19 protein-coding genes and 3 pseudogenes are annotated in these 25,308 nt (G+C 60.7%); 9 read left to right on the top strand and 13 right to left on the bottom strand.

Features of this window, described 5'->3' with window-relative positions; translation table 11 throughout:
* Positions 1-213: 213 nt before the first annotated feature.
* Complete coding sequence (locus ACR64R_RS18230; RefSeq protein ID WP_487357717.1) at positions 214-441, top strand: DUF680 domain-containing protein; 228 nt, start codon at positions 214-216, stop codon at positions 439-441.
* Between the two features lie 209 nt (positions 442-650).
* Here ACR64R_RS18230 and ACR64R_RS18225 read toward each other — a convergent pair whose 3' ends face one another.
* Entirely contained in the window at positions 651-1,400 is a 750-nt protein-coding gene (locus ACR64R_RS18225; protein WP_487357716.1) for a glucose 1-dehydrogenase, read from the bottom strand.
* Positions 1,401-1,577: 177 nt separating this feature from the next.
* Positions 1,578-2,555 (bottom strand): alpha/beta fold hydrolase, encoded by a 978-nt coding sequence (locus ACR64R_RS18220; RefSeq protein ID WP_487362480.1) that lies wholly within the window; start codon positions 2,553-2,555, stop codon positions 1,578-1,580.
* Between the two features lie 558 nt (positions 2,556-3,113).
* Between ACR64R_RS18220 and ACR64R_RS18215 the strand changes: the two genes are divergently transcribed.
* Both ACR64R_RS18215 and ACR64R_RS18210 read left to right on the top strand, forming a co-directional pair.
* Positions 3,114-3,596, top strand: coding sequence for an alpha/beta hydrolase (locus tag ACR64R_RS18215; protein ID WP_487357715.1), 483 nt, complete (start codon positions 3,114-3,116; stop codon positions 3,594-3,596).
* Positions 3,597-3,690: 94 nt separating this feature from the next.
* A complete protein-coding gene (locus ACR64R_RS18210; RefSeq protein WP_487357714.1) occupies positions 3,691-4,077 on the top strand; it encodes an alpha/beta fold hydrolase in 387 nt (128 codons plus the stop codon).
* 233 nt (positions 4,078-4,310) lie between these two features.
* Here ACR64R_RS18210 and ACR64R_RS18205 read toward each other — a convergent pair whose 3' ends face one another.
* The 5 genes from ACR64R_RS18205 to ACR64R_RS18185 all read right to left on the bottom strand — a co-directional run bounded on the left by ACR64R_RS18205 (position 4,311) and on the right by ACR64R_RS18185 (position 10,462).
* Positions 4,311-5,039 carry a response regulator transcription factor gene (locus tag ACR64R_RS18205; RefSeq protein WP_487362479.1) on the bottom strand — a complete coding sequence of 243 codons (729 nt, stop codon included), beginning with the start codon at positions 5,037-5,039 and terminating at the stop codon, positions 4,311-4,313.
* Between the two features lie 2 nt (positions 5,040-5,041).
* A complete protein-coding gene (locus ACR64R_RS18200; RefSeq protein WP_487357713.1) occupies positions 5,042-5,419 on the bottom strand; it encodes a response regulator in 378 nt (125 codons plus the stop codon).
* A complete protein-coding gene (locus ACR64R_RS18195; RefSeq protein ID WP_487357712.1) occupies positions 5,416-6,063 on the bottom strand; it encodes a response regulator transcription factor in 648 nt (215 codons plus the stop codon). The genes ACR64R_RS18200 and ACR64R_RS18195 overlap by 4 nt, the downstream gene beginning before the upstream one ends.
* Positions 6,060-9,857 (bottom strand): PAS domain-containing protein, encoded by a 3,798-nt coding sequence (locus ACR64R_RS18190; RefSeq protein WP_487357711.1) that lies wholly within the window; start codon positions 9,855-9,857, stop codon positions 6,060-6,062. Before ACR64R_RS18190 ends, ACR64R_RS18195 begins: the two co-directional genes overlap by 4 nt.
* Before the next feature lie 356 nt (positions 9,858-10,213).
* Positions 10,214-10,462 (bottom strand): helix-turn-helix domain-containing protein, encoded by a 249-nt coding sequence (locus tag ACR64R_RS18185; RefSeq protein ID WP_487357710.1) that lies wholly within the window; start codon positions 10,460-10,462, stop codon positions 10,214-10,216.
* 132 nt (positions 10,463-10,594) lie between these two features.
* Between ACR64R_RS18185 and ACR64R_RS18180 the strand changes: the two genes are divergently transcribed.
* The 3 genes from ACR64R_RS18180 to ACR64R_RS18170 all read left to right on the top strand — a co-directional run bounded on the left by ACR64R_RS18180 (position 10,595) and on the right by ACR64R_RS18170 (position 13,300).
* Positions 10,595-11,185, top strand: a complete 591-nt coding sequence (locus tag ACR64R_RS18180; protein ID WP_487357709.1) for a hypothetical protein — start codon at positions 10,595-10,597, stop codon at positions 11,183-11,185.
* Positions 11,186-11,365: 180 nt separating this feature from the next.
* Positions 11,366-11,620 (top strand): hypothetical protein, encoded by a 255-nt coding sequence (locus tag ACR64R_RS18175; protein WP_487357708.1) that lies wholly within the window; start codon positions 11,366-11,368, stop codon positions 11,618-11,620.
* An 18-nt stretch (positions 11,621-11,638) separates the two neighbouring features.
* The gene (locus ACR64R_RS18170) at positions 11,639-13,300 is read left to right on the top strand and encodes a recombinase family protein (RefSeq protein ID WP_487357707.1); all 1,662 of its coding nucleotides are present in this window, start codon (positions 11,639-11,641) and stop codon (positions 13,298-13,300) included.
* A 288-nt stretch (positions 13,301-13,588) separates the two neighbouring features.
* Here ACR64R_RS18170 and ACR64R_RS18165 read toward each other — a convergent pair whose 3' ends face one another.
* On the bottom strand, positions 13,589-14,902 hold the full coding sequence (locus ACR64R_RS18165) for a glucoamylase family protein (RefSeq protein WP_487357706.1): 1,314 nt from the start codon (positions 14,900-14,902) through the stop codon (positions 13,589-13,591).
* 437 nt (positions 14,903-15,339) lie between these two features.
* Here ACR64R_RS18165 and ACR64R_RS18160 point away from each other — a divergent pair, with 437 nt between their 5' ends.
* Genes ACR64R_RS18160 through ACR64R_RS18150 form a run of 3 tightly spaced genes read left to right on the top strand, consistent with a single transcriptional unit; the run spans position 15,340 to position 20,401 of the window.
* Complete coding sequence (locus ACR64R_RS18160; protein ID WP_487357705.1) at positions 15,340-16,176, top strand: universal stress protein; 837 nt, start codon at positions 15,340-15,342, stop codon at positions 16,174-16,176.
* 10 nt (positions 16,177-16,186) lie between these two features.
* Entirely contained in the window at positions 16,187-17,791 is a 1,605-nt protein-coding gene (locus ACR64R_RS18155) for an MBL fold metallo-hydrolase (protein ID WP_487357704.1), read from the top strand.
* Positions 17,792-20,401: a cation-translocating P-type ATPase gene (locus ACR64R_RS18150; RefSeq protein WP_487357703.1), complete on the top strand. Its 2,610-nt coding sequence runs from the start codon at positions 17,792-17,794 to the stop codon at positions 20,399-20,401. It begins immediately after the preceding gene.
* A gap of 180 nt (positions 20,402-20,581) precedes the next feature.
* Here ACR64R_RS18150 and ACR64R_RS18145 read toward each other — a convergent pair.
* The 5 genes and pseudogenes from ACR64R_RS18145 to ACR64R_RS18125 all read right to left on the bottom strand — a co-directional run.
* A pseudogene (locus ACR64R_RS18145) lies at positions 20,582-20,875 on the bottom strand (FtsX-like permease family protein); the annotation flags it as partial.
* 22 nt (positions 20,876-20,897) lie between these two features.
* Positions 20,898-21,599 (bottom strand): annotated as a pseudogene (locus ACR64R_RS18140) (VIT1/CCC1 transporter family protein).
* A gap of 54 nt (positions 21,600-21,653) precedes the next feature.
* On the bottom strand, positions 21,654-23,495 hold the full coding sequence (locus tag ACR64R_RS18135) for a heavy metal translocating P-type ATPase (protein ID WP_487362478.1): 1,842 nt from the start codon (positions 23,493-23,495) through the stop codon (positions 21,654-21,656).
* A 5-nt stretch (positions 23,496-23,500) separates the two neighbouring features.
* Positions 23,501-24,121, bottom strand: a pseudogene (locus tag ACR64R_RS18130) (FAD:protein FMN transferase); the annotation flags it as partial.
* A 156-nt stretch (positions 24,122-24,277) separates the two neighbouring features.
* On the bottom strand, positions 24,278-24,676 hold the full coding sequence (locus ACR64R_RS18125; RefSeq protein WP_487357702.1) for a hypothetical protein: 399 nt from the start codon (positions 24,674-24,676) through the stop codon (positions 24,278-24,280).
* Positions 24,677-25,308 lie beyond the last annotated feature (632 nt).

The following is a 25,308-nucleotide window of genomic DNA, read 5'->3' as shown; positions in this document are numbered from 1 at the left end:
AATAGAAGTTCACTGAGCTGCCTCCAAACACCACTGCCGCCCCGGCGTAACGGCGAGACTCCACCGCAAACGACATTGCTCCTGATCTTCGGCCTTCACAGCCCAATGCTTTTGTATGGATCAAACAGCCACATCGTCTGATCGATCCGCAATGGCGCAGCATTTATATTGCTATTGTGAATACAATCCAAAATTAATCATGGAGTTACCAAAATGAAGAAGACATCTCTTGCTGCCGCAATCCTTCTTGTTGCAGCAGGAAACGCCGTCGCCGGAAGCGATCACTACGGATCAGACTCGGTCCAGCAACCCGCAACTTCTTCTGAGAGCATGCACACCTCCTCGATCAGGAAGACGGGCATCGACGCCGGCGTGCAGGAGACCGTGCGCAAACCGATTGCTCCCAGCAAGGACCCGGGGCAGGGCATCTGGGGTCATTAGCACCCGAAAATTGTAGAACCTGGAAGGACCGGGGCGTCGCCCCGGTCCTCTTCACGCTTTCCAAAGGACCTTGAAATTCGCCTCGACCCCCTGACACAGGTTCTGAGACCGGGGAGCTATAGAACCACCTTTCACCCTTGGATCTGGCCGGGTGGGATGGCGCTCGACGCTCCACAATCAAACGGCTGCAGCGACTTGGTTACCCCGGCTCAAAGCAATGCCATTCCGCCGTCGACCCGCAGATTGACACCGGTGACAAAACTGCTTGCGTCCGATGCCAAGAACAGAGCGGCTTTTGCCAGTTCTTCCGGCTGGCCCATTCGACCAAGGGGAATTGCTTCCGCCATGGACTTCTGGAAGGAAGCAAGCATCTCGGTCGGTACACCCAATTTGTCGAGAATAGCCGTATCGACGGGGCCGGGGCTGAGCACGTTGACGCGTATGCGACGGGATTTCAGTTCTATCGCCCAACTGCGCGCGAAGGCGCCGATGGCTGCCTTGGAGCCTGCATAAACGGCATGGCCTTCCAAGACCCTCTCGCTGGCGATTGATCCCGTCAGTATGACTGCGCCGCCATCGCGCATCAACGGGATCAGTTTCTGCACGCCAAAAAAGGCGCCGCGCGCATTGATAGAGAACTGCGCATCGTACTCGTCTTCGGAAACTGCCGACGAATGCGTGATGGTGTTCACGCCTGCGTTCGCCATATAGATATCGAACGCCCCAAACCTTTGGTGGATCTGTCGCGCGACATCTTCGTGGTGAGCCACGTCGGCTACATCACCCTGAAAGCCCAGTGCGCCCGCTCCGATCTCGGAGACTGCCTCCTCGACGGCACGCTGCCTCCGGCCGGTGATTACGACCTGCGCCCCCTCCGATGCGAAAGCTTTCGCCGCCGATAGCCCAATCCCACTGTTTCCGCCGGTTATCAACGCAGTTTTTCCTGAAAGTATACCCATTTGAATTGCCTCTGATGATTTTCACGAGAGCCGCCGCAGCTGCCAACACCGCAGTTCTCAGCGTGAACTCGGACGGCTGTGACCAGAAAGCATCTCCAGCAGCCATCGATGCTGAGTTTTCAAAACTAGGCTGGCCGCACCGGTATGGTGCGGCCAGCCTAGACCGCTGCTTGAGCACTAACCTTTGATGAAGGCGAGCAGATCGGCGTTGACCTGGTCCTGGTGCGTGGCTGTGATGCCGTGGGGCGCCCCAGGGTAATATATGGCCTTTGCACCCTTGATCAGCCGCGCCGACTTGACTGAAGAATCCTTGACCGGGACGATCTGGTCGTCCTCGCCATGCAAGATCAACGTCGGGATATCGAATTTCTTGAGGTCTTCGGTGAAGTCGGTTTCGGAGAACGCTTTGACGCATTCATATGCATTCACGAGACCGACCTGCATGCTCCAGAGCCAGAACTGATCCAGAACCCCTTGGGAGACCTTGGCGCCTGGCCTGTTTGCACCATAAAACGACCGTGCGAGGTCCAGATAGTGCTGCGAGCGATCCTTGAGGAGGCCAACCCTTATGCCGTCGAACACTTCGACCGGCAGACCTTCCGGATTGGCCGGCGTCTTCACCATGATCGGCGGAACAGCGGCGATAAGAACAGCCTTGGCCACGCGTTCCGTCCCGTGCCGTCCGATATAGCGAGCGACCTCGCCTCCCCCGGTTGAATGCCCGACCAGCGTGGCGTCCCGGAGATCCAGCGCCTCGATCACGGCTGCAAGATCGTCCGCGTAGCCATCCATGTCGTTGCCGGACGTGGCCTGGCTGGAGCGGCCATGGCCGCGCCGGTCATGCGCAACCACGCGAAATCCGTTATGGGCTAGAAAGAGCATCTGCGCGTCCCAGGCGTCGGAATTCAGCGGCCAGCCGTGTGAGAAGGTTATAGGCGGACCCCTACCCCAGTCCTTGTAGTAGATTTCCGTACCGTCCTTGGTCGTGATGGTGCTCATCGTTTTGTTTCCTGATTGAGGGGTGGGAACATGCGGGTTTTGCTGGGCGCCAGATGACGAAGCGACTGGCAGTCCGGCTATGACCGCCGCTGAAAAACTGGCCAACAAGACGTCGCGGCGGGTTGCACCGAGGGTGAAAAGTCCATCCGTACTCATCATGTCCATCCTTGGTGCTTGGCTTCTAGAGTGGCTCACCATCACGATCACCGGATCGACCTGCACGGTCGCTTTCGGGGGAGGAGCGGGCGAAAGAGCGGCGACGCTCGATGATCGTGATGGCTTGCAAGGGAGAAGATGCGCCGATCGGACCCGCAAACCTATTCTACGGAAGGATCTGACATATGATGCCAAGGTGCAGGGTAGCCACGCTGAGGTGGAACTGTCACTGAGATGGGCTGAAGTTGACAGACGTTAGTGTCAAGCGCGCCGCCCGTGCGGCGGCCGTTACATACAAGCCCATCAGCCGTGTGAGGATTCCTTCCCAAAACGAGAAACGGCTGATCACGAGCACGTCACCGTCCGAACGGATCGCGACAAGATTCGCCAATGTGGTCCTTATATTGGGGGATCAACTCGCCGCGGGTCTGAGGCCTATATACTTGCGTATACAGCGTGTGATTATCAGAACAAAGATCTGGTAGCTTTCGTAGAGACATTAAGCAGTGTTTGCCGCTCTTGAAGCACTTTGGACCTCACAATCCCCGAGTGCTTTTAATGCGCCTTAGCTTGCTTTCTGGTTTCCTCGTTGCGGCCCTTGCCGCCGCGCCATCGACCTCTGCCAACGCCCCGAGCTCAGACATGACGCCCGGACAATTGACTGACCTGTCGGCACGTATCGTCGACGGCAAGGCCGACGTAAACGGTGTAGTGTCTCACTATTTGCTGGCGGCGGGTGGCCCGAAAACTGTTGTGTTGTTGCATGGTTGGGGCACGACCTCGTACATGTGGCGCTTTGTAATGCCGCAACTGGTGGCGCGCGGCTACACGGTACTTGCGCCCGATTTGCGCGGTTTGGGGACACTGCCAAGCCTGCGACCGGCTACGAAAGGCGTCGATTGCCGAGGATATTCGCGCACTGGTCAATCAGTTGAACCTTGGTCCGGTCGTCAATCTTGTCGGCCACGGATATGGGTGGCATGGTCGTTTATTCCTATGCGGCGCAGCACGCCGAGGAAGTCACCACACTGGCCATCCTAGACGTCCCGCTGCCTGGCATGGAGCCGTCGAACGAATTGATCCAAGGCCCCGCACTTGGCATTTTCGTTTCCATTCCGTGCTGGACGTGCCGGAGATGCTCATTGCCGGTCGCGAGCTAGAGTATTTAAAGTGGTTTCATGATGCAGAGGGGGTAAATACTCGCGTGTTCGACAACGAAGCCGACGAAGTCTACGGCCGTTTTTATGCCCAGCCTGGCGCATTGCGCGCAGGCTTCGAGTGCTACCGGGCTTTCCCCAGTGACGAAGAACAGAACAAAGCTTTTGCAAAACATAAGCTGACGATGCCGGTGCTCGGTATAAGCGGTTCGGGTGGCTTGGGATGGATGTACAAAGACCATCTCCGCCACGTCGCCGAAAACGTACGCGCCGTAGTCGTCGAGGGCTCAGGCCACCGGGTCCCGGAGGAGCAGCCAGCTGCCGTCACCAAGGCCCTGATCGAGTTCCTGCCACCAGCATACTAAGCTTCGCTGATGGCTGAAGGCACAACATTAGCGATAGTCGCCGTGATGGAGGTACGCTCCAAATGTGCGCCGCGGCTAGCTCGCGATGCGGGGCAAGAGCTTGGTAGTGTAACCTCAACACGGAGTTACACGCGGCGGTTGTCGCTCGCTCTAAGCTTTATAAAGTGTGTCTGCGTCCGGATCGCCCTGGGCAGGCTATTTTTAACGAAAGAAGCGCCAGCGGCCGGGCGATCCTATCGGACGGAGGCGAGGTTCACCCCTTCGAAAGTCTTGGCCGCGCCGGCCTCGCGCATTGACGGGGGCAGCGTTTCCCAGGCCCGGATCAGCTCACCGATGGAAGCAGCTTCCATCTTACGCATGACATTGCCGCGGTGAAGCTTGACGGTCACTTCACTGATGCCGAGGTCGAAAGCGATCTGTTTGTTGAGGCGCCCGCGCGCCACTTCATGCAGAACTTCGCGCTCGCGCGGGGTCAGCGTCTCGACGCGCTCGATGTTGCGCTTGACGACCACCGCATCCGCCCGCCGCTTGGCATCCACCGCGATGCCCGCGATCACGGCGTCAAGGAGCGTTTGGTCGCGCACCGGCTTGGTGAGAAAATCCACGGCGCCCGCCTTCATCGCCTGGACAGTCATCGGTATGTCGCCATGCCCGGTCAGGAAGATGATGGGCTTGGGATTGCCGTTTGTCGCAAGATGGTGCTGTAGATCGAGACCGCTTGCTCCTGGCATGCGCACGTCGAGGATCAAGCAACCGGGGCTGTCCAAGACGTCCGCGTCGAGCAATTCGCGGGTCGAGGCAAAGCAGACCGGCTCAAAGCCCATGGACAGGATCAATTCCGATAGTGCTTCCCGAACAGACGCATCGTCATCGACAATGATGACGAGCGGCTGCTGCGGCTCAGCCTTCCGCTGCCGTGACACCGGCGTCGATCTCTGCAAGAGCGGTTGGTCAACTCTCATGTTCATCCCTCGGTTTCTTGGTTGCGTAAAGCGTCGCTCATGGCTGCAAGCAGGGCCTGGCCGTCGAAGGGCTTGCGGAAAAATCCGCTGATGCCTTTGGCACGGTACTGATCCGCTATCTCATGGCGGCCGGTGATCAGGAAAACCGGTAGGTCTGCACGCGTCTTCTTGACCAAGTCACGAAGTTCAAAGCCGTCCGTCCCAGGCATCCCGATATCGGTAATGAGCAAGTCCACGTCGGAGAGCCCGCTGACGAGGAGTGATCCCGCCGACGAGAAGCTGCGGGGAGCATAGCCCGCAGACTCCAAAAGGTTCTCGAGCGACTCGAGCAATCTTGGGTCGTCATCGACAATCGCCACGACAGGTCGCACCTTGCTCACACTCCGTTCCCTCCCGTTCGCCGAGAGTGGCTGATCGGTATCTCCAACCGCTCCGCCATGCGCACGAGATCAGCGAGTGATGCCGCAGCCATTTTCTGCATCACGTTCCGTCTATGGATTTGCAGCGTGACCTCGCTGATCCCCAACTCAGCCGCGGCCTGTTTGTTGAGCAGGCCACTCACAACGAGCGGCAGCACCTCGCGTTCTCGTTGCGTGAGCTCTTGATAGCGTTGCCTTAACACGGTGAGCTCAGCGCGCTCGGATCGCCTTTCCCGATCCTGGGCGATCGCCGCCCGGATCGCGACCATGAGGTCCGCATCGCTGAAAGGCTTCGTCAGGAAGTCCACAGCGCCGTGCTTGATCGCACGCACGGAGGACGGAATGTCTCCATGCCCGGTTATGAAAACGATCGGCGGATGATCGCCCTCGGCGATCTGCTTCTGCAGATCGAGACCGTTGATGTCAGGCAATTCCACATCGAGGATCAGGCATGCGGGGACGTCCGGCTTGTCGGCAAGGACATAGTCGCCGGCCGATCCGAACGCTACGGCTCGCATGCCATGGGACTCCAGAAGCTCACCAAGTGCTTCCCGAATACGCACGTCGTCATCGACGATGAAGACCATTTGATCGTGGGGCGTCATGCTGCCGCTTTCATTTCAACGGGCACCGTGAAGACGAACGTCGTTCCGTGCGGCTCGTTCTTCTCCACCCACAACCGTCCGCCATGGGACTCGACGATCGAACGGCAGATCGCGAGTCCCATGCCCATGCCGTGCTCTTTCGTCGTAAAGAACGGCTCGAATATTCGGTCAGGAAACTCAATGCCCGGGCCACAATCACTGATCTCGATCTGGATCGCGTCCCCTATCCGGCGCACGCGAAGTCCAAGAACCTTGTCGCCCGTAACAGAGTCCATCGCCTCGATCCCATTGCGGATGAGGTTCATCAGAACCTGCTGAATCTGCACCCGATCGAGCGCGACAATGGGAAGGTCGCTTTCGATATCGATATCCAGACGAACACGGCGCCGCACCGCCTCCTCAGCGATGAGGTCGCGCGCCTCCGCGATGACGCTGCCGAGTGCTGTGTTGGCCATCGCGTCTGCAGATTGTTTGAATAAGGCGCGGATGCGGCTGACGACATCCGCCGCTGAGTTGGCATCACGGATAATACGCTCCACCGTCTTCCGCGCCCGCTCGATATTTGGCGGTTCGGCCGTGAGCCAGCGCTGGCAGGCATATGAGTTGGCGACAACAGCCGCCAGAGGCTGATTCACCTCATGCGCTATAGAGGCTGAAAGCTCGGCAAGGCTCGCCGCCTGGCTCGCACGTGCAAGTCTCTCTTGCGCCAGGCGCAGCTCTTCTTGCGCTCGAACTTCACCGTCGATGTCCAAACAGACGACGTTCCACTGAACAATCGCCCCTTCTGCATCGCGCATTGGTGCCGCGCGCGTATCGACCCAGCAATATTCGCCATCGAAGCGACGCAGACGGTGCCTCCGCGCATACGGTTCGCCAGTGGCCAACGAATGAGCATAGTTCGCTTTGACGCCCGCTAGGTCGTCAGGATGAACGCCTTCGTCGAGTGTCCCGGATAGGCGGGATTTTCCCTTACCGTCCAATACCTCCAACTCATATCCGAGGAATTCTCGGAGCTGACGGCTTCGATATATCGGCTCACCATTCGGTGCGGCGCAATCGATCATCACCGGCAGCGTTTCAACCAACTGCCACAGCGAACGTTCTCTCTCGCGCAGTGCTACCTGTGCGCGCATCTCCTCGTCGATGTCGATGGAGACCTGGTACCAGTGAACGATGGCTCCGTCCCGATCGCGCAGAGGCTCGCAACGCCCTTCTATCCAGCGATAGCTGCCGTCTTTCCAACGCCGGCGATACCGCATGATGAAGGACTCGCCAGTTTTGAGGCAGTTGGCTGACCTATTGAGCACCTCGGGAGCATCTTCGGGATGAATCAGCTCTTGCGCCACCCTGGTGAAGTCTTCGAAGTTCGCCCCGGAGATGCCGAGATCCTCCAAAGACCGCCTATTGACGTACGCAAGCTTGCCATCGGGCGTCCAGCTCCAGATGTGGACCGGCAAGGCATCGACGAGCTGCTGGAGCTCGCGCTCTCTTTCGCGCAATGCCCCCTGCGCCCGCATCTCGTCTTCAATATCGATTGAAGCCATGTACCATTGAACTATTGCACCATCGGCATCCCTTAACGGTTGCGCTCGTGCTTCTATCCAGCGGTATACGCCATCCTTCTCGCGTCGACGAAAGCGGTTCACGAAAGGCTGGCCGGACGCAAAGCCATTCGATGCCCTCCGGAACATTGTCGCGAAGTCTTCAGGATGGGCCAGGTCCCGTGCCAATGCATCAAAGTCCTCGACGTGCGTCGGTGGCGAACCGACTTTCTCCAAGTATCGCTTGCTGGTGTAGGTGATCCTGCCTGAAGGGGCAAAGCTCAGGATGTTCACGGGCACGGCGTCAATCATTTGCTCCAGTTGACGCTTGCCCTTCCGCAGCGCTTCTTCGGCCCTCACCTGGTCGTCGATGTCATGCGAAAGACCGTACCACTGGACGACAGCCCCATACTCGTCTCGCATCGGTTCCGCACGACCCGACATCCAGCGAAAGGCACCGTCGGAGCGACGCAGGCGATAGTTCAGCGAGAAGCTTTCCCCGGTGGCGATGGAGCGGTTGAGCGCAGCTTCCAGCTTGGCCGCGTCGTCGGGATGTACGACCGCCGCAATGGCGGCTGTGAGACTACTTCTTCCCGGGCTCTCGTATTCTCCTACGTCGAGGCCGAGATACTCGATCATGCGCTTGCTGAAAAAGACCGGCTCGCCCGACGCAGAGAGGCGCCAGAGGAAGCTCGGGACCATGTCGACAAGTTGCGAGAGTTCCCGCTCCCGGTCGCGCAGGGCTTCCTGCGCGCGCATCTCGTCGTCAATATCGATGGAGATTGCATACCACTGCATGATCGCGCCGCTGTGATCACGCAGCGGTTCACCGCGCCCATCCACCCAGCGGTAGGTGCCATCCGCACGCCGCATGCGGTACTTCATGGAGTACGGTTCGCCGGTAGCCAGGGAATGGCGCACGGTCTCCAGGAGGCGTGCCGCATCTTCGGGATGGACGAGGGACTGTATGGCCGCGGCCAGCCGGCTCATCCCCGGCTTGTCCAAATCCGCCACTCCGTCGAAACCGAAGAAATCAAGCAAACGTCGGTTGAAGAAGATCGGCTCGCCTTCAGGCGTCAGACGTCTGATCTGGACTGGGACCATGTCGACGAGCTGAGAAAGTTCCCGCTCCCGTCCGCGTAGCTCCGCCACGGTTTTCTTGTAGACGTCGTTGTCGAGGGCGATGCCGTACCATCCTGTGATACGACCCTGGCTGTCGCGCGCGGGCCGCGCGGCGGTCCGAGCCCATACATAGATGCCGTTTGCGCGCCGAAAGCGAAACTCGACATTGAAGTGATCGCCGGTCCTCAGACAATGGCGCCAGATCACCGCGATCTGCTCATAGTCGTCCGGATGAAGCAAACGCTTCCAGGCGGTGTATCCCTCGTTCAATGGAGCGTTCAGATCCTCCAGCGTGACCCCGAGGGAGCTCAGCGCGAACGGATGCAGGTAGATCCATCTACCCGCCGCATCGAACGCCCATCCGTTCCCGAATATGCTTTCAACGATTTTCGCCGACCGAATTGGCCCGGCGTTGTTCTCAACCAAGGAATCCAGATCAGGCCCGGAAAGCGGCTCCCTGTCTGTCACAAGATCATCAATGTCAACGCTAACCCTGTAGCCGGGCTCCGATCGGGTCTCGTTCCAGCGATAACTTCCGTCGGCCTGCAGTTGCCTGTGCCTCGTAATCTGAGGGACACCCGTCCAGAAGGCGCGGGCGGCTGCGTGCGCCGCCGCGGTCCGATCATCCGGATGGACTAGGCTCAGGGAATGGAGAGCGTCGGAAGCGGCTTCTTTCTCGAGTGCGTCACTGATCACATCAGCGAATCGCTCTCCGGCAGCGGACGGCGGATCGCCTTCAATTAGTGTGCCATACCATGCAACGGCGTTGCCTTCGTTATCGCACAGCGGCTGTCCGGAGCTTCGACTCCAACCGTAAGCACCGCTCGCGCGCAAAATGCGGTGCTCCACATTGTAGTGCTCACCTGTCTGCAGGCAGCGACGCCACTCGGCCACGGCTCGGTCATAGTCGTCTGGATGGATTAGCCGTTTCCAACCCGCGGAGCCATCTTCTGACGAAGTGTTGAACTCCTCCAGGGTCGTGCCGAGAAGTGATAGCGTGCTGGGAGTAACATAGCTGAATCTGCCGGCCGCGTCTGTCGCCCACCCATTGCCGACCACGCTTTCGATGATCCGAGCCGCCCGCAACGCTTCCGCGTCGGGTTCGCCAAGCGAGTTGAACGCTGTCGTCATTGTCTTCTCCAACCGGACAATGAAAGCCGGAGACTGTCAGCGCCTTCTTTAACTCTCATCGTTGACCATCTGGGCTCGAATTGGTTCTTGATCTTAACCGGACCACGCCTCGGCCGCACCTCATGGAAATCCATGAGATGTGAGTGACCTAACTTTCGGGGTGAAGCACCTAGACGTCCCGATTGAAGCTACAGCCCCTCAAACAAGGCCCGGTCGTTTTAATGGCGCGCGGCATGCACCTATATTTCTATAGAAACTAGGCTGACTGAATCCAGAGCGCGCTTTAATGTCTTTCTGCGTCAGACCTGTCCTTCGCCGAATACGCGCGAAGTTAGCTGACGGGGTGTCTGTGCGTTCTATTCATCAGGCTCAGACTTCGATCTCTGCGGATCAACTGAGGGTCGTTTCAGCAATTCTGCGACGTCCACACCCAGCACTTCAGCCAGCCGGTCAACGACATCGATGCTAGCGTTGTACACGTTGCGTTCCAACGCACTGATATAGGTGCGATCGATCCCAGCGCGGTGCGCAAGCTCTTCCTGAGACAGGCCTCTAGCCCGCCGCAAGGCTCTTAGGTTTTGCGCAAACGCTTCTCGGATTTCCATGCCTCCGAGAACAGTGCCTTGCAGAGTATTTCACCACGGAGTATTCTCTACAAATCACATTCTGAACCGGGTTTCCGGGCTGGGTTTGGAGCCACTCAGTGGGAAACTTGCTCAACGGAAGGAGGCCATGCTGTGGCAGTGAAAAAGCCGCCTGCTCTCGCCGCAAGCCGCAAAGACATGGAATTGCAACCCGCAGCCCTATGCGATCCCGCACTTCTGCTGATAAGCGATTGGCAAATGGCTCGGTACGTCTCCCTGCTGCTGTGTCGTGTCCAGCAGCGGTTGGAGAGCCAAATCATGGTCAATCCCGGAATTCAGGGATTGACCGCAGATTCACAGAAGCGAGTTCAAAACCAAACGGCGCGCACTGTCAGTGGTCCACGGGAGTATGCAGTTGCGCGGGAGGCTGAGGTCTTTGCGATGACCGAGGCTCTGAAGCTTCAGGATTCGATTCCCGAGGTCGCGGCTACGTCGCTCGTCGGTGTTATCGCCAAGTTAGAAATGATCGTCGGGGCTGATCGAGATATTGGTGACCCTACCGACTTTCCTTGGCCGCACATAGCTTCCGTACTGAGTGACCTAAAGGCGATCGCGGGAGATTTGCAGGTTGATCGCCGGAGCCGGGAAAGGACACGGAGCGATGTGGCCAAGCATTGGGAGTCCGCAGTCAAGCTGGTCGCTGCCCTGGAAGAGGAAGCGCGGCGGAGCACCGTGGCGATGTAACGGTCTTCTGACAGTGCCGCCTCACCACTTGTCGCCTGCAACCCGACCTTGACTATTGAGACGAAACCGCATCGCGCAAGTCATTGCACGCTGCGGCCCTACGACATGAACTTCGCGCTTCTCTTAGCCGTCCGGTGGCCTCTGATGGCGGGTCGATCCACCATTGGGAGAGCGACCGCGATGGCTGAGCAAACCAGGACTGGCCCAAAGGCGTTGGTTCCGGCCAACGACAACGGCGACGCCGCCAGCCCCGAGGGTCGCCCCAAACTCACGGCGGCGGTCAGGCTGGATAGGGTCGTGCTGGATCTCGCCCGGCTGATCGGCCGGCAACTGGCGCGGGAGGCATTCGAGGCGCCGCTGGCGGCCAACGACAATCGCCCGGACCGCCGGGAGGGAGAGGGCAGGGGGCCGGATGGGCAAACCTTCTCGGAATAAGAAAGAGGATCTGCCGCCATGACCCGTGCCGCACTCTATGCCCGCTATTCTTCCGACAGCCAGCGGGATGCCTCCATCGAGGACCAGTTGAGGCTGTGCCGCGAGCATGCAGCGCGGGAGGGCTGGAGCGTATCAGGAACCTTTGAGGATGCGGCTATCTCCGGTGCCAGCACAGTGCTGCGACCGGGCATTCAGCATTTGGTACGCGATGCCCAACGCGGCCGCTTCGAGGTGGTGCTGGCTGAAGCTCTCGATCGCATCAGCCGCGACCAGGCAGATGTCGCCACCCTCTTCAAGCATCTCAAATTCGCCGGCGTTGCCATCGTCACCTTGGCCGAGGGCGAGATCAGCGAGTTGCATGTTGGCCTCAAGGGCACGATGAATGCTCTGTTCCTGAAAGACCTTGCCCTCAAGACTCATCGTGGCCTGCGAGGGAGAGTCGAAAAGGGCAAGGCCGGGGGCGGGCTGTGCTTCGGCTACCGGGTGGTGAAGAAACTGGACACCGCAGGCGATCCCATCCGTGGCGATCGCGAGATCGTGCCGGAGGAAGCGACCATCGTGCGCCGCATCTTCCGCGAATTCGCCGCCGGCAAGAGCCCGAAGGCGATCGCCGTCGACCTCAACAAGGAGGGCATTCCTGGTCCGCTCGGCCGACACTGGGGCGATACCAGCGTGCGCGGGCATGTCATCCGGGGTACCGGCGTCATCAACAACGAACTCTACACCGGTGTGCTGGTTTGGAACCGCCTGCATTTCGTCAAGGATCCTGCCACTGGCAAGCGCGTGTCGCGGGCCAATCCACCAATCAAATGGATCCGCACCGAGGTGCCGCATCTCAGGATCGTCGAGGACGAATTGTGGCAGGCCGCGAAGGAGAGACAGAAGTCCATCGCCAGCCAGTTCGAGGTCGTGGCCATCGCCACGCGCAAGGCTAGGGCCAGGAAGCTGCACACCATGAAGAGGCCGGTCTCCCTCCTTTCCGGCTTGCTTACGTGCGGCTGCTGCGGCGGGCGCTACGGCCTGTTCACGCGAGACCGCTATGCCTGCCTCAACCACCAGCGCCGGGGCATCTGCGACAACAGCCATACCATCACCCGCCAGAAGATCGAACAGCGAGTCCTCGCAGGCCTGAAGGAAAGGCTGGTCTCGGCCGACGCCGTGGCCGAGGCGATCAGAGCCTATGCCCAGGAGACCAACCGCCTGAATCAGGAGCGTCGCGCGCAAGGCGAACAGGACCGCAAGGCACTCGACAAGATCGAGCGCGCCATCGCCGGCATCATCACCGCGATCGAGGATGGCCTTTACCAGCCTTCGATGAAAGCGAGGATGGAAGACCTGGAGAGGCAGAAGGCGGAGATCACCGCGCGTCTGGCAGTGGCACCCACTGACGTGCCCGACCTGCATCCCAACATCGCCACTCTTTATAAGAAGCGGGTCGAGCAGTTCACGCGAGCGCTCGCCGACCACGAGGACGGACGCCAAGCCGCCGAGGCGTTGCGCTCATTAATAGGAGAGATCGTACTTACGCCCGGCGACAAGCGCGGCGAGGTCCATGCTGAGCTACGCGGCGAGTTGTTCGGCATCCTCGAATTCGCCAAACCTGACCAAGGTCAGAAGACTGACGATGTTATGACAAAAGGGGTTGCGGGTCCCCGCAACCAGTTCAAACGTAAATCATGAACCGCCCCGGTCCAGCCGGGGCGGTTCTTGCGTTCGATGAACTCGCCGACCGGGGCGTCCAGTTAGCCTAGGGATGCGTCATTTACAGCCAAACCACTGAAGCGCATTGATCGATCTTGGACGGTTTCAACGGCGGCAACGGGGCCGAACCTGGCCAGCTGGCTCTTGAGAAGAAGTAGCCAATGAGGTGAGTTGTTGCTGACGGTCTCCCGTTGAATCGCCAGTACGAGCATATCGGTATTATCCTGCGGGGTCTTTTCCGTCGTCACGTTGGCGAAGTGTTACAGCCTAACCGACAGGCGGGGTGTGCGGAAGTTGCTCCAGCCAACCACCCTCGAAACCTGCCCGTTGCAGGCCATCGCGTATGTACGGGCATGAGCGCATCAATCGCCATATCAGCCCGCTGCGCGCGTTCTCAATCATCAATACGACCGGGCCCTCGTCAAGGCCGAAATGCCATCGTGAGACCCACCAGCCGAATGCCCCTTTGGCTCTGCGCCGCGGGTGCGTCGGATTGAAGGACGACGCGAAACCGTATGTTCTGCTGGACTTGAGTTTGGCCTTATGGATCCAGAAGGCGATTGTCGGCAACACGATTTCCGGGGCAAACGGCAACGAGGTGACGGCGGCCCAGGGTGCGAGCGTTCCATCGTCGGGGCCAAACGGGACGCCACGCGCGGCATAGTCCAAGAACCGGCGTTCGATGCCTTTGAGTTTGATCGTGGAGGGCCCGGGGCCATCACTGGCGGTAATGCCCCAGCAATGTTCTCCATAGCCATCGAAACCGCGTGGATTCTCCAAAGCGTAGCGGTGCTGGACAAGAGTCGCGCGTCGGCTGTTTTCGAAGTAGTCGCTTCCTTTTCCGCGCATGTAGGTATCCTGCAGACCCCGAAGATCGATCCACACGTGCGAGAGTTGATGGATGAACAACGGGCCCGCATAGACATAGTCCTGGCCGTAGGCATGCAGCCAGCGGAACGTGGCGGTCCATGCCGTATAGCTGCCTGAGGGCAGAGGGTGAGTCGGTGAGCCGAGTCCGAGGACATACAGAAGAAGCGCCTCATCGTAACCCTGCCACCGATACTTTAGGAAGCCGTTCTCGGGAGTCCAGCCGTGGGTGACGGTCTTGCCTCTGTTTAGCGCCCAGCGCCAATCCGCCCTGCGGTAAAGCGCATCCGCCAAGGTGCGTATCTCGTTCTCGGACTCTGTGTTCCCGTCGAAAAATGCGGCGGCGGTCAGCCCTCCCGCCAGGAGCAAGGTGCTGTCGATGGTCGACAGTTCGCACCGCCAAGCCCGCCGGCCGGTTTGCATGTCGAGGAAATGATAATAGAAACCGCGATAGCCCGTGGCGTCCGGCTCCGGGCTTTGGGGGCTGTTCCAGAAGAACCGTAGCGTGGCGAGCGTCCGCTCCACAGCCGCCTTCCGACTCATAAACCCACGCTTCACCCCGACTGGATAGCATCCCAACGCAAGGCCGGTAGCGGCAATGCTAGCCGGCCAGTTGGCTTCGGTCTTATCGCGAATCAGACCGTTGGCTGGGTTCGCCTCATGAATGAAGTAGTCGAATGTCTCCTGCTGGAGGGTATCCAGATCGTCGTTCATCGTATTTGCGCCGGCCCTACTCTCTATCAGCTCACTGCCGACTATCGTCGGCCGCACGATTTGCGCCCGTGTTTGTGGGAGGTCGCTCGACGACCTTTACGTCGCAGGCACTGCCGCGCATGGCGTCGCCGGAAGCCGCTGCCTCGCGCAGCAAATACCCCTCGATCGATGTGTCGGACGCCGAAGAGCCGCGAGCTGGCCCAATGTGTAGCGAAAGCGCTCGGTGCGGGGGGACGAACGCAAAACCCGCCCGGCTTCATGTCTCGTTTTGCATTGACGCCCAGAGAAGATTTTACACGCCAAATCATTGTTCTTGAGCATTGCAGAACAAGGCGGTGGCAGAATTGACGCACATCAAGGCTGTCAGGTTCGAAACTGCGATAGCCAAGGAGAGATAGCTCTGGCCTGTTCGCCTTGCCGCGGAAGGAGACGTGACAATGCAACTTCTGGCGTCTGTCTTTTTGCCGACCTATCCAGACCCGCCCGGACCAAAAGTGGCATCAAATGCCATTACAGTAGCAAAGGGGCTGAGTGCCATCCTCGATGTTGCGGTTGTCAATGTGGACATACCGGACGTCTCGAACGCGTTATCCCGCTTCCTGCTCGATCTCCCCGCCAAGATTCGAGAAGTGGAGGCGGCCAGCCGACAGAGAGGCAAAAACTTGCTGGATGCGGCCGCGGTCGAGGCGTCCCGATGCAACGTCACTTTGGCGAGCCAGGAATTGAAGGCCCAGCCGGCTCTGATGGGAGAGGCGGCCGCCAAAGAGGCCCGTTACTTTGACCTGTGCATGGTAGGTTGGACACCGAACAACGAAGCCTCCCAGATGACTGCTGAAGAGTTGGTGTTCAGCTCTGGCAGGCCGACTTTGATCCTTCCGGGCGACGAGGACGTCGGCCCGCTCGACCATGTGGTGATCGCTTGGGACGGCAGCCGGGTCGCTGCAAGGGCAGTTGCGGACGCCGCGCCGTTTCTGGAACAGGCATCAGCCATATCGATCGTCACTGTGACGGATGAGAAGTTGCTGCCGCGAGACGACGTCGGCTATCGCCTGGCGCATGGCCTAGCGGCACGAGGCCTCCAGGCCAAAGCCGAGTCGATCCACGCCGGCGGCAATGAAATCGGCGCTGCGCTTCAGGAGTTTGCCATCAGGATCAATGGCGGCCTCCTTGTCATGGGTGGATGGGGCCATTCGCGGCTTCGAGACTTTGTGCTGGGTGGGGCTACGAAAGGCATTTTGGCGGATTTGCGTTTGCCGGTCTTGATGTCGCATTAGGCGCACGACCTTGGATCGCGATCAGCATCCCATCTTGCGCTTCCATGGCGCGACGCGTTGCGTGACAGGATCATGCTACGAAATTGAAACGCCACATTGGCGGATCTTGATCGATTGCGGCTTGTTTCAGGGTTCGAAATCCGAACGGGAACTGAATTATGGCGCATTCCCATTCCCGGCGGATGCGATCGACGCGGTCATATTGACCCACGCGCATATCGATCACAGCGGTCTGCTGCCCAAGCTGGTCAGGCAAGGCTTTTACGGACCGATATACGCAACGGCCGCCACGATCGATCTTTGCTCTGTCATGTTGCCGGATGCCGCGCATATCCAGGAAACGGAAGTGGACCATCTCAATCGCCGCAACGCCCAGCGCGGCAGGCCGCTGGTTGAACCGATCTACCGCCAGGAAGATGCGGCCGCATGCATGCCTCTGTTCCGGAGCGCGAAATATGGCGACTGGATGACCGTAGCCCAAGGTCTAAGGGTCCGCTTCTGGAATGCGGGCCATCTGCTCGGCTCCTCGTCAGTCGAGATGGAAATCGATGGAGGTGGAAGGTCACCGATGCGCACCGTGTTTTCGGGCGACATAGGTCCGGGGCACAAACTGCTCCAGGCCGACCCGCAGGGTCCTTCCGGGGTCGACTATCTCGTCTGCGAAGCAACCTATGGCAACCGGGATCGCCCCGACGTTTCGCCTGACCGGCGGCGCTCGATGCTCCGCGACGTCGTGCGCGGCGCAGCACAGGCGGACGGTCCCCTGATCATTCCGTCCTTCGCCGTCGAGCGGACGCAGGAACTGCTGGTTGATCTTCATCTGCTCATGCAAGCCGGCGAGGTTCCCAGAGCCCCAATATTCGTCGACTCGCCGCTAGCCACGCGAGCAAGCGCCATATTCCAGAGACATGCCAATGAAATCGAGAACGGCGACGTGTTGCGTCAGGCTTTGATTTCACCCGAGCTGCGGTTCACCGACACCGTCGAGCAGAGCAAGGCGATCAATCGCCTGACAGGCTTCTTCGTGGTAATCGCTGCAAGCGGCATGTGCGATGCGGGGCGCATACGCCATCATCTCAAGGCCAACCTCTGGCGCAAGAACGCCACCGTCATGATGGCCGGATATCAGGTCCAGGGTTCGCTGGGCAGAGTATTGCTGGATGGCGCCCGGCGCGTGCGCATCCAGGGCGAGGAAATCGAAGTCAGGGCGCGCGTCACCCTGTTCGATCTGTATTCCGGCCATGCGGATGCTGCCGAGCTGGTGGCCTGGATATTGGCTCGCAGCCCCGTCGGGCAATCGATATTTCTGACCCACGGCGAAGAGGAAGGTTTAGCAGGACTTGGTGAGCGTCTCGAGGCATCGTTTCCTGAAGGCAAGATCATCAAGCCGCAACTCGATGATGCATTCCGATTGAGCTCAGGCGGCTGCTTCCCTGTCGATCTCAACCAAGCTCGCAGACTAAAGCCGGAGAGCGTCGGCCACCTCGACTGGCACAACGATCTCTCCAGGCTCTTGCTGGATGTGACCGATGCGGTGAACTCAGCGGCGGACGAACGAGGTCGAGCCAAAATCATCAGACGGATGCAGCGGGCACTCGCTGCCGAGAGCGACTAGATGCAGCCGGTGAAAGAGTCCAGTTTCGGGGAAGCGCAAAGTGCGGCCCGTGCTTCGGCAAATGAACAGAGCCGGCGCGGACTCAGCGAAGCCGAGGCTCAGGCCAGACTTCTCGGCGAGGGCCCGAACGAACTGCCCAGGTCCAATCGACGCACGCCATTGAGAATAGCCATCGAGGTCATTCGCGAGCCAATGCTGGCGCTCCTCCTTGGCGGAGGCATTGTCTATCTGCTTCTGGGCAATCTGGAGGAAGCGCTGATCCTACTGGCATTTGGCACAATGTCGATCGGCATAACCATCATCCAGGAGACACGCACCGAGCGCGTCCTGGAGGCACTGCGTGACCTCACCAGCCCTCGAGCCCTTGTCATACGCGGTGGTGAACGCAAGCGCATTGCCGGTCGTGAGGTTGTCCGGGGAGATATCGTCGTGCTCGGCGAGGGTGACCGGGTCCCTGCCGACGCCAGGCTTCTCCAGAGCCAGGACCTTCAGAGCGACGAATCCCTGCTGACAGGCGAATCCGTACCGGTCCGAAAGATTGCCACCGACGGCGCACCGCCAACGATCGAACGCCGGCCAGGCGGCGACGACCTGCCTTTCTTATTCTCGGGTTCGCTGATCGTTCGCGGTTCAGGCATTGGCGAAGTCCTGGCGACAGGGCCACGAAGTGAAATCGGCAAGATAGGGCACTCGCTGAGTTCAATGGAGACAGAACCGCCGCGATTGCAGGCACAAATGCGGAGCGTTGTGCGCATTTTCGCGATGGTCGGCGGTGCAGTCAGCGTCGTCGCGGTCTTGCTTTACGGACTTCTGCGGGGCGGTTGGCTTGACGCCGTGCTTGCAGGCATCGCGCTCGGCATGTCCATGCTGCCGGAAGAATTTCCCGTCGTGCTCACGATCTTCATGGCCATGGGAGCGTGGCGCATATCGCAGGCGCGCGTCCTGACCCGCAGGGCCGCCGCGATCGAGACGCTCGGCTCAGCCACCATCCTTTGCACCGACAAGACAGGAACCCTTACAGAGAACCGGATGACCATCGCCGAGCTTCGGTCGGCGGACGGAAGGCGGTTGCGGCTGGCCGACAACCTGGGGACTGAACTGCCGGCTGCTTTCGCCGATATGGTCGAGACTGGCGTTCTCGCCAGCGCGCGGATTCCTTTCGACCCCATGGAAGTCGCGTTTCACAAACTCGGCAAGGAACGGCCGCACAAGCCCGGAGTTCCGGATAACCCGGATTGGGAACTGGTCCACGCATATCCGCTTCGCCCCGGACTGCTGGCGATGTCGAATGTCTGGCAATCGACACACGGCGATGGCAACTCGCTGGTCGCGGCAAAAGGCGCCCCGGAGGCGATCGCGGCGCTGTGCCAACTGAGTGCGGGGGACCTGATGGTCTTAAAGGGTTCGGTCGAAGCCATGGCGGCTGAGGGGTTGCGGGTGCTCGGCGTGGCCCGCGCTTTTCATCGCCGCGCCGACTTGCCGGATACGCAACGCGATTTCAAATTCGAATTCCTCGGGCTGGTCGGCCTGACGGATTCCCTGCGCGCTCGCGTTCCCGAAGCCGTCAGCGACTGCCGTTCCGCCGGCATCAAGGTGATGATGATCACCGGCGACTACCCGGCGACCGCTAAAATAGTCGCGCGCCAGGCTGGCCTCGATGCTGAAAGCGTGGTGACCGGCAGTGAGATGCAAGCGCTTAATGACGACGAACTGGCACTGCGCTTGAAAACCGCAACCGTGTTCGCGCGTATCATGCCCGAACAGAAACTTCGCATCGTGAGCGCACTGAAGGCGAGTGGTGAAATCGTCGCCATGACGGGCGACGGCGTCAATGACGCGCCGTCGCTCAAGGCAGCCAATATCGGGATTGCCATGGGTGGCCGAGGCACCGACGTCGCGCGCGAAGCCTCGGCCATCGTCCTGCTCGACGACGATTTTGCTTCGATTGTCAAAGCCGTTCGGCTTGGCCGCCGCATCTTCGACAATCTGCGCAAAGCCATAGGCTTCATCTTCGCGGTCCACGTGCCGATCGCTGGTCTCTCGCTGTTGCCATTGCTGTTTGGCTTGCCGATCCTATTCGGGCCCATACACATCGCCTTTCTGGAGATGGTGATAGATCCCGTCTGTTCATTGGTTTTCGAGGCCGAGAGCGAAGAAGACGATGTGATGCGCCGGCCGCCTCGCAATCCGAACTCGCCACTGTTCTCCGGGGCGTTGATCAGGTGGGGGCTGATCCAGGGGACGCTCGCCTTCGCGCTTCTCGCGGGCATCTACCTTGTCGCCCTGAGGCAGGGCATGGCCGAGAACGAAATTCGGGCGTTAACGTTCTTCTCGCTGGTGCTGACAATCGTGGGACTGATCTTTGTCAACCGCTCCTTCAGCGCATCCCTTTTGACCGCGCTTAACAGGCCGAACCGGTCGCTTATAATTGTTGTCTTGGCCGTTGCTTCAGTGCTGGGCGGCACGCTTCTTTGGCCATTTGCTACCAGTCTCTTCCGCTTCGGACCGCTGCATCTCGACGATCTCGCTATGACGCTTGCCGCAGGATTTGCCGTGCTGGCATGCCTGGAGTTGCTGAAGCCCCTCTGGAGGCAGCAACTGAAGGCCTAGCGCCGATTCAATGAGCCGCTCGACTACCGGTCGTCGGTTGGAGAAGAGCTGGTTGGGAACAGCTTGGAACGTGAAGGAAACGCCCGGACGAACCGTTTCGTGTTGGGAAAATGAACGCCGACAATTCAATAGTAGTGCTGGTGCAGGTCGCATGGCTTCGGCCGGGGGAAGCACTGCTATTCGATACACGGATGTCGCAGCCGCAAAGTTCGCACTGAGGACGCTGATCAGTGTCGCGGCGACGAAAAGCCCCGGCTCGAGCTGCGCCTCCAGGGAGGGGAACCGGAAGAATGCGCGATAGCTTCCCACGACTCCAACGGCGAACCAGCGCCCAAGGGCGAGGCCTATAGCCGATCCCAGCAACGCGATGGCCGTGACCAGCTTGAAATAGTGAAGCGCGATGGTGCCGTTGGCGAACCCCAGCGCCTTGAGCGATGCGATCTGTCCGCGTTGCGCCTCGACCATTCTGCCCATGACGAGGCGACCATAAGGCCTACTATCCGGCGCTGACCCCGAACATCGTCCCGACGGCAGCGGTGACAGCCATCGCGAGAGCGCCCCAGAAAGTGACCCGAACGGCGCCTCGCAGCACGCCGGCTCCTCCGGCTGAGGCACCCAGGCCGCCCAGTATGGCCAACGCGACGATCGTGGATGCCGCGACGACGACGCTTGTCCTTTCCGCAGGCGATGCCAGCGCGACCAGCACCGGCACGACCGCTCCCGATGCGAAGGTAAGAGCCGAGACCAGGGCCGCCTGCACCGGGCGGGCAGCGACCGTCTCCGAGATGCCAAGTTCGTCACGAGCTTGGGTTCCCAAGGCATCGCGCTCGGTCAGTTGGACCGCGACTCGCTCGGCCAGTTCGCGATCGAGGCCCCTGTCGACGTAAATCTGCGTCAATTCTTCCAGCTCCGCCTCCGGCGTTTCGGCGAGTTCGCGTCTTTCGCGAGCGAGGTCAGCATTTTCGGCATCCGTCTAGGAACTGACCGAGACATATTCCCCGGCAGCCATCGACATAGCGCCCGCTACAAGTCCGGCCAGTCCGGCGATCAGGATCTCGGCCGATCCCGATCCGGCCGCGGCGACGCCGACGACAAGGCTTGAGGTAGAGACGATCCCGTCATTTGCGCCAAGCACGGCGGCGCGGAGCCAGCCGATCCGGTGGACCATGTGAATTTCGGAATGTGAGAGACGGCTCATGTCTGATTTCCTTGCGAGGGATTCATGTCGTTGGCGGAAGGAGGGTAGCGCCCATTACGCGGCCGGCGCGATACGGAGCGCGCGCAGCGCGTTGAGGATGACGGCGACGTCGATCGCTTCCTGGATGAGCGCGCCTTCCACGGGCGTGAGGTAACCCAGCGCGGCCGCAACCATTCCCAGCACGGACAAGCCGATGCCGACGGCTACGCTTTCAAGCGCGATGCGCCGCGCGCGCCGAGCGATTTCAATGCCGGGCGCCAACCTGTCCACGCGGTCGACGAGCAAGACGACGTCAGCAGCCTCGGCGGAGGCGGCCGCGCCGCGGGCCCCCATGGCGACGCCCACGTCCGCGGCCGCCAGTGCCGGCGCGTCGTTCACGCCGTCGCCTACCATCATGACCGGACCATGCTTTCGCTCGGTGAGCACAAGCAGGACTTTCTGATCGGGAGTGAGGCCTGCACGGATGCCGTCGAGCCCCAGGCCTTCGCCAACACGTTCAGCGACCTCCTGACGGTCGCCGGTCGCCAACAGGATCCGCGCGATTCCTTGGTGGCGCAACGCCGACAGCATGCGATGTGTCCCCTCGCGAAGCGGGTCGGCCATGACCAGATGTCCCGCGAGTTGTCCGTCTATGCCCACAGCCACCAATACCGAACCGGCTGCGAGCGCCGGATGCTCCACTGCCACCTTGCCAGCGCGGCCGGCGACGAAACGATGTCCGCCGACAATCACAGCGCGGCCCTCCACCTGTCCCGTCAGGCCTTCGCCGGGGGTCTCCGCCACCTGTGTGGGCACGGGGAGCGAAAGGCCGCGCGCCTTGGCCGCGGCGACAATCGCCTGCGCGACCGGATGCTTCGAAGCCTGATCGAGCGCCGCTGCCAGACCAAGAATTTCGTCGGGGGTCATTCCGCCATGACTGTCGATCGAGACGATCTGCGGGCGTCCGTCGGTCAGCGTGCCCGTCTTGTCGAGCACGAGGGTCCGTGTCCGCGCCATCGCTTCGAGCGGGCCCGCTCCCTTGATAAGCACCCCGAAGTGAGCAGCGCGCGAAAGGCCTGCGACCAGAGCCACCGGAACGGCAAGGATCAGTGGGCATGGCGTGGCGACGACCAGGACTGCGACCGCACGGATTGGGTCTGCGGTGAACCACCACGCGGCGAAGGCAAGCCCCACCGTCACGGCAAGGAAACCCAAGGACCAGCGGTCGGCCAGCCGCGACATCGGAGCCTTCGACCTTTGCGCCTCCTCCACGAGCCGGACTATGCCGGCGTAAGTGCTGTCCTTTGCCGGGCGAGCCGCGACAAGGTCGAAGGCTTCGCTTGCGTTGGTGGAACCGCTCATCGCGTCGCCACCGCTAACGACACGAACGGGAAGGGATTCGCCTGTCAGTGCCGAGGTATCAAGGAAGGCAGAGGCGGACGCCACCTTTCCATCGACCGGGACGACGTCGCCCTGACGGATAAGCAGGCGGTCCCCCGGCACGATGTCATCGAGCGGCACCTCCTCTAGTTCGCCATTCCGATGGCGAGTAGCGCTTCGCGGTACCCGGGCGAGCAGATCCCGCATTTCCCGACGAGCCCGTCCCTCGGCAAAGCCTTCGAGAAAGGTGCCGCCGGAATACATCACGGCGACGACTGCCGCAGCGAGCGCCTCCCCGAAAACCAGGGCAGCGGACATGGACAACGCCGCAACAATGTCGAGACCTACCTCGCCCCGCCACAGGCTGCGCAGGATTTCCACAAGCAGGGCCGCAAGGACCGGGATCACGCCCGCGAGCCAGACGGCCTGCGCAAGATCGCTCCGACCGGTGAAGTAAAGGGCAAGGCCCAAGCCAAGACCGCCCAGGGCGGTCAGCAGCAGGGCTGTTTTCAGCCTGTCTCCGTTCGATTGCTCCATCGCGCTCAGGTCCCCGCCGCCGATACCGAAATCGGCGCGGCGCCGAACACGCCGCCGATCCGACATGAGCGGATTCTATCCGCTTCATCTCGAAGCAGAAACAGGGCATCGAGTCCCAATCGCCTTGCAAGCTCGCCGCCCCTGCCCGGCCCGAGCACCATGAGCGCGGTCGCCCAGGCGTCCGCCTCGGCGCAGGTTGGCGCGATAACGGTGACCGAGGCTGGGGTTTGCATAAGAGGCGCGCCGCGGACGGGGTCCATTGTATGGGAAAGGCGTTGGCCCCTAATCTCGATCCAGTGGTTATAATCGCCAGATGTAGCCACGGCGCAATCCTGCAGGGAGAGGATAGAATGCGGCGCGCGGCGCTCCGGGTCCGGTCCCTCGACCGCGATCGTCCACGCTTCGCCATCGGGTCTCAAGCCAATGGGCCGCGTCCCGCCATCGATGGCCACGAGCGCGTCGCGGATTCCGAAGCCGCCGAGAATTTCCACAAGACGGTCCACGCCGTAACCCTTGGCGACGCCATTGAGGTCAAGTGCAATTCGCGCCTTCTTGCGAACCCTTGCTCCGTCGACCTCCAGCACGTCATGGGCAGGCAACCGCCTCGCCCGCGTCGCTTCGCGGATACCGTCCGGACTGGCGGATCAGTTGCGTTGTCGTCGGAAATTCACGATCCCTGTCGCGCCAAGGCCAAGATCCTGCCCACCTGTGGGGGCGCCACCTCAGAAGGGCCCGCCGCGCCTTCGCAAGCGGGCCAATGCGTCACCCTTTGGGGGACGCACTTAGTTGTCAGTGACCTGCGGCACGGCAGACGAGTCATCGGATCCGTCGGTCTCGGTAGTGGAACCTGCGCCCGTGCCCGTCGTGCCGGAGCCCGTGGTGTCCTCGCCCTGGTCGTCAGCAGATTCCGGGTCGCCATCATGGCTGCTAGAGCTTCCACTGCTGCTGTGGCTATCGCCGCCATCGTGCTCGCCGCCGTCACCGCCGCCATTGCCGCCGTCGTGACCGCCGTCGCCACCACCACCGCCGCCACCGCCACCCTCGGACTCGGCGTGGGCAGCGGCCGGCACGAGCTTGACAGCACCATGAAGCGCCAAGTGGTAGGGTGCAATGGTGAGCATCAGCGCGGTCGATGCGCGCAGCGTGAACCAGACAAGTCGGTTGAAGGGAAGCTTGGTCATTTTATCCTCCTCGTAGAGTGCTGTTATCAAGCCAGTTCGGCCGAAGATATCGCAGCCGTGCAGCAACTGCCGGCAGCCAGAACAGCTCCGGCGAACATGCCCGCGAAGTCCGCTAGAATGAGAGTGCCATACATGAGGTCTCCTTTCGGGCGGTTCGGGAAGTTGCAATGCGCCTGCGACGGTCACTGGTACGGAATAGCGAATCCAACCTGACAGCCGGCTGACAGCCATTCTCGGGTATCGCAACCTAGCTTTGGCTAGCCGATAACGACTTTTCGACCACAAGCGTGCTCATTTCAGGAGCCTAAGACAGGTCTGCATTACTTCGGATTTGCCAACGATTTCCTCGAAGGAGTGCGCCGAGGCGGCGCGATAGCCACTGCCCAGGTTGTACAGGACGGCTGGCGTTAAAGAGTCGCTTGAAATGTCTGCTTCCAGGCAATGGTTAAGCGCACCCGTACGACAGACAACAGGTGCGGCACAGCCGCTTGCCCGCTGCAGCGCAGCCTAATGGCGCGCGCGAGCGGCTTCCTGGCTTGACTAACTCCAAGTGACTTACTCCTGGGTCAAACGGCGCGTACTCTCGGTGATCCACGGGACTGTGCGGTTGCGCGGGAGGCCGAGGTCTTTGC

The sequence above is a fragment of the Mesorhizobium sp. MC2-1-1 genome, assembly GCF_057597255.1.
This window is presented reverse-complemented; position numbering and strand designations above follow the sequence as displayed.

Bases quoted from the DNA above. Each gene is read 5' to 3' on its own strand.
- ACR64R_RS18230 (WP_487357717.1), top strand. From the start codon at position 214: ATGAAGAAGACATCTCTTGCTGCCGCAATCCTTCTTGTTGCAGCAGGA.
- ACR64R_RS18225 (WP_487357716.1), bottom strand. From the start codon at position 1,400: ATGGGTATACTTTCAGGAAAAACTGCGTTGATAACCGGCGGAAACAGT.
- ACR64R_RS18220 (WP_487362480.1), bottom strand. From the start codon at position 2,555: ATGAGTACGGATGGACTTTTCACCCTCGGTGCAACCCGCCGCGACGTC.
- ACR64R_RS18215 (WP_487357715.1), top strand. From the start codon at position 3,114: ATGCGCCTTAGCTTGCTTTCTGGTTTCCTCGTTGCGGCCCTTGCCGCC.
- ACR64R_RS18210 (WP_487357714.1), top strand. From the start codon at position 3,691: ATGCTCATTGCCGGTCGCGAGCTAGAGTATTTAAAGTGGTTTCATGAT.
- ACR64R_RS18205 (WP_487362479.1), bottom strand. From the start codon at position 5,039: ATGAGAGTTGACCAACCGCTCTTGCAGAGATCGACGCCGGTGTCACGG.
- ACR64R_RS18195 (WP_487357712.1), bottom strand. From the start codon at position 6,063: ATGACGCCCCACGATCAAATGGTCTTCATCGTCGATGACGACGTGCGT.
- ACR64R_RS18190 (WP_487357711.1), bottom strand. From the start codon at position 9,857: ATGACGACAGCGTTCAACTCGCTTGGCGAACCCGACGCGGAAGCGTTG.
- ACR64R_RS18185 (WP_487357710.1), bottom strand. From the start codon at position 10,462: ATGGAAATCCGAGAAGCGTTTGCGCAAAACCTAAGAGCCTTGCGGCGG.
- ACR64R_RS18175 (WP_487357708.1), top strand. From the start codon at position 11,366: ATGGCTGAGCAAACCAGGACTGGCCCAAAGGCGTTGGTTCCGGCCAAC.
- ACR64R_RS18170 (WP_487357707.1), top strand. From the start codon at position 11,639: ATGACCCGTGCCGCACTCTATGCCCGCTATTCTTCCGACAGCCAGCGG.
- ACR64R_RS18165 (WP_487357706.1), bottom strand. From the start codon at position 14,902: ATGAACGACGATCTGGATACCCTCCAGCAGGAGACATTCGACTACTTC.
- ACR64R_RS18160 (WP_487357705.1), top strand. From the start codon at position 15,340: ATGCAACTTCTGGCGTCTGTCTTTTTGCCGACCTATCCAGACCCGCCC.
- ACR64R_RS18150 (WP_487357703.1), top strand. From the start codon at position 17,792: ATGCAGCCGGTGAAAGAGTCCAGTTTCGGGGAAGCGCAAAGTGCGGCC.
- ACR64R_RS18135 (WP_487362478.1), bottom strand. From the start codon at position 23,495: ATGGAGCAATCGAACGGAGACAGGCTGAAAACAGCCCTGCTGCTGACC.
- ACR64R_RS18125 (WP_487357702.1), bottom strand. From the start codon at position 24,676: ATGACCAAGCTTCCCTTCAACCGACTTGTCTGGTTCACGCTGCGCGCA.